This window comes from Kitasatospora sp. NPDC007106 (assembly GCF_040634455.1).
Lineage (GTDB): Bacteria > Actinomycetota > Actinomycetes > Streptomycetales > Streptomycetaceae > Kitasatospora > Kitasatospora arboriphila.
On record NZ_JBEYFP010000543.1, the window covers coordinates 1 to 4,085 of the forward strand.

At 71.7% G+C, this 4,085-nt stretch carries 4 protein-coding genes; all 4 read right to left on the bottom strand.

What is annotated here, in order from left to right; genetic code table 11:
• Positions 1 to 265: biotin/lipoyl-containing protein (locus ABZ641_RS28025; protein ID WP_359986071.1), on the bottom strand; the 265-nt coding region annotated here is incomplete at its 3' end.
• A 62-nt stretch (positions 266 to 327) separates the two neighbouring features.
• Positions 328 to 1,716 (bottom strand): dihydrolipoyl dehydrogenase, encoded by a 1,389-nt coding sequence (lpdA, locus tag ABZ641_RS28030; RefSeq protein ID WP_263105729.1) that lies wholly within the window; start codon positions 1,714 to 1,716, stop codon positions 328 to 330.
• 416 nt (positions 1,717 to 2,132) lie between these two features.
• The gene (locus tag ABZ641_RS28035; RefSeq protein WP_344628516.1) at positions 2,133 to 3,629 is read right to left on the bottom strand and encodes a leucyl aminopeptidase; all 1,497 of its coding nucleotides are present in this window, start codon (positions 3,627 to 3,629) and stop codon (positions 2,133 to 2,135) included.
• 251 nt (positions 3,630 to 3,880) lie between these two features.
• Positions 3,881 to 4,085 (bottom strand): adenosylcobinamide-GDP ribazoletransferase (locus tag ABZ641_RS28040; RefSeq protein WP_359986075.1); only part of this gene is annotated, 205 nt, incomplete at its 5' end.

Here is a 4,085-nt window from a genome sequence, read left to right on the forward strand (position 1 = left end):
GGGCCGGAGCGGCCGCCGGGGCGCCCGAGCCGTCGTCGATGACGGCCAGCTCGGCGCCGACCTCGACCGTCTCGTCCTCGCCGACCTTGATCGACGCGAGGATGCCGGACGCGGGCGCCGGGATCTCGGTGTCGACCTTGTCGGTGGAGACCTCGAGCAGCGGCTCGTCGGCCTCCACGCGCTCACCCTCGGCCTTCAGCCAGCGGGTGACGGTGCCCTCGGTCACGCTCTCGCCCAGTGCGGGCAGTGTTACTGAGACCGCCATGGTTTCAGCGACTCCTATCAAGTCTTGCGTACAGGAATGGACAACTAAGGGGGTGCCGCGGATCAGTCGTGCGCGTGCAGCGGCTTGCCGGCCAGCGCCAGGTGCGCCTCGCCCAGGGCCTCGGACTGGCTGGGGTGCGCGTGGATGAGCTGCGCGACCTCGGCGGGCAGGGCCTCCCAGTTGTAGATCAGCTGGGCCTCGCCGACCTGCTCGCCCATGCGGGCGCCGACCATGTGGACACCCACCACGGCGCCGTCCTTGACCTGGACGAGCTTGATCTCGCCGGCGGTCTTCAGGATCTTGCTCTTGCCGTTGCCGGCCAGGTTGTACTTGAGCGTGACGATCTTGTCCTTGCCGTACTGCTCGGCGGCCTTGGCCTCGGACAGGCCGACGGACGCGACCTCCGGGTTGGAGTAGGTCACGCGCGGGATGCCGTCGTAGTCGATCGGGACGACCTTCAGGCCCGCCAGGCGCTCGGCGACGAGCATGCCCTCGGCGAAGCCGACGTGGGCGAGCTGCAGGGTCGGGACGAGGTCGCCGACCGCCGAGATCGTCGGCACGTTGGTCCGCAGGTACTCGTCGACCAGGACGTAGCCGCGGTCCATGGCGACCCCGGCCTCCTCGTAGCCGAGGCCGGCCGAGACCGGGCCGCGGCCGATGGCGACCAGCAGCACGTCGGCGTCGATCTGCTTGCCGTTCTCGGTCGAGACGCGGACACCGTTCTCGGTGTACTCGACGCCCGAGAAGCGGGCCTTCAGCTCGAACTTGATGCCGCGCTTGCGGAAGGCGCGCTCCAGCAGCTTCGAGGAGTTCTCGTCCTCCAGCGGGACGAGGTGCGGCAGGGCCTCGACGATGGTGACGTCGACGCCGAAGGACTTCCACACGGACGCGAACTCGACGCCGATGACGCCGCCGCCGAGGATGACGGCCGACTTCGGGATGTAGTCGAGCTTGAGGGCGTGGTCCGAGGAGATGATCCGGTTGCCGTCGATGGTCAGACCGGGCAGCGACTTGGGCACCGAGCCGGTGGCGAGGACGATGTGGCGGCCCTCGACGCGCTGGCCGTTGACGTCCACCGAGGTCTGCGAGGACAGCCGGCCCTCGCCCTGGATGTAGGTGACCTTGCGCGAGGCGACCAGGCCCTGCAGGCCCTTGTAGAGGCCCGAGACCACGTCGTCCTTGTACTTGTGGACGCCCTTGATGTCGATGCCCTGGAAGGTCGCCAGGACGCCGAACTCGGCCGCCTCACGGGTCTCGTCGGCGACCTCGGCCGCGTGCAGCAGGGCCTTGGTGGGGATGCAGCCGCGGTGCAGGCAGGTGCCGCCGAGCTCGCCCTTCTCGATCAGCGCGACGTTCAGCCCGAGCTGGGCGGCGCGGAGCGCCGCGGCGTAACCGCCGCTTCCGCCTCCGAGAATGACAACGTCGAAAACGGTGCTGGCGTCGTTCGCCACGTCACGTCCTCCATGCAAAGGGGTGCGGTTCGCCGGGCCGGTCGCGGTCCGGTGGTGTGGGAAGCCTTTGTGAGGCGCCCAGTCGTGCCGGAAATACATCTTTGCACTTGTTCGAGGCGACTGGTGTCCGGGGCTGCCCCGGAGGCCGCCGCCCGGTCGCCCCGGGTCGCTCGAATGCCCCGTACGGGTGGGTATCGCCGCAGCTCACAGCGGTGCGGGTGGTCCGGAGAGGGGCGGCTGCGGCGGCCCGCTCCCGCCCGGGTTCCGCAGTGCGGAAGACAGTTTCGCCCGCGGCGAACACCGTCTCGGAATGTGGCCTTCGCCACCCCCGATGTATTACCGGCTGGTAATAGGAAAACGTCGAAGGGCCCGGTGCCCCGTCGGACACCGGACCCCTCCACGGAAATCGGTGGGCGTCAGACGCCCGCCGCCACGTCCTCCGCGTACCGCACCAGGGTGCGCACCGCGCTCGCGGTGCCGCCCTTCGGGGTGTAGCCGAACGGGCCGCCCTCGTTGAACGCCGGGCCGGCGATGTCCAGGTGCGCCCAGTCGATGCCCTCGGCGACGAACTCCTTCAGGAACAGGCCGGCCACCAGGCCGCCGCCCATCCGCTCGCCCATGTTGGCGAGGTCGGCGATCGTCGACTCGACCATGCCCTTGCGCAGGTCCGCCGGCAGCGGCATCGGCCAGGACGGCTCGCCGACCGCGGTCGCGGTCTCGTGCAGGCGGGTGCGCAGCTCGTCGCTGTTGGACATCACGCCGAAGGTGCGGGTGCCCAGGGCCAGCACCATCGCGCCGGTCAGGGTGGCGACGTCCACGATGACGTCCGGGTTCTCCTCGCCGGCCCGCACGATCGCGTCGGCCAGCACCAGGCGGCCCTCGGCGTCGGTGTTCAGCACCTCGACGGTCTTGCCGCCGTACATCCGCAGCACGTCGCCCGGACGGGTCGCCGAGCCGGACGGCATGTTCTCGGCCAGCGCCAGCCACGCGGTCACGTTGACCTGCAGGCCGAGGCGCTTGGCGGCGACCACGGCGGCGAACACCGCGGCGGCACCGGACATGTCGCACTTCATGGTCTCGTTGTGGCCCGCCGGCTTCAGCGAGATGCCGCCCGAGTCGTAGGTGATGCCCTTGCCGACGAACGCCAGCGACGCCTGCGCCTTCGGGTGGGTGTAGGCCACCTTCACCAGCCGGGGCGGGTTGGCGGAGCCGACACCGACACCGAGGATGCCGCCGAAGCCGCCCTTGAGCAGCGCCTTTTCGTCCAGCACCTCGACCTTCAGGCCGTGCTCCTTGCCGGCCGCCTGGGCGATCGCGGCGAAGGACTTCGGGTTGAGGTCGTTCGGCGCGGTGTTGACCAGGTCGCGGGCCCGGTTCATCTCCTCGCCCAGCGCGACGGCGCGCTCGACCGCGGCCTTGGCGTCCTTGCTGCCCTTGCGGGTGGCCGGCACCAGCAGCTCGCCGACCGGGGTCTTGCCGTTCTCGCCCTTGTACGTGCCGAAGGTGTACGAGCCCAGCAGACCGCCCAGCGCGATCGCCTCGATCTCCTCGGCGGACCCGGCGGGCAGCGCCAGCGCGACCTTCTTCGTGCCGGCCAGCGTGCGGGCGGCGACACCGGCGGCCCGGCGCAGCGCCTCCGCGGCGTAGCCGTCCTCGGACGCGTCACCGAGGCCGACCGCCAGCACGAGCGGCGCCTTGAGCCCGGCGGCCGCCGGAACCTTGACCGCCTCGCCCTCGGCGCCGGTGGCGCCCAGGGTGGAGAGGACCTCGGCCAGCGTGCCCTCGAACGCCTCGGCCACGGCCTCGGCGCCGGGGGCGAGCACGAGGCCCTTGGGGCCCTTCGCCACACCGACCACCAGGGCGTCCGCGCGCAGGCTTGCGGCGGAGGAGGTGCTCACAGACAGTGTTGTCACGACGATGCGTCCTGTTCTTTCGCGGTCCACGGCCGGCAACGGCTCGGGGTGTGCCGTACCGGCATAACCCCGGCTGACTCCGCGGGGAAACGGGGCGCAGGGCTACGGTGCACCCCGCATGGTAGTCCGCATGCTGGGACCGCGCGGCCCCAGGGCTCGCCCCCTCACGGCGGACCGGGCGTACACGGTGTGACGAAGCGCGCGAACCGGACGTCGCACGAACGCCCCCGGACCCGGCCCGTGCGGGCCGCTCAGACCGTGCCGATCAGCGCCAGCGCCACCAGCGCCCCGGTGGCCGCCGTCTCCGCCGTCGCGCCGAGCACGTCGCCGGTGATCCCGTCGAGGCGCCGCACGCAGCGGCGCAGCAGCAGCTGCGCGCAGCCGAGCCCGACCACCAGCGCGGCCGGCCACACCCAGGCCTGCCGGCCGTACCCGGCGCCGGCCGCGGCGAGCAGC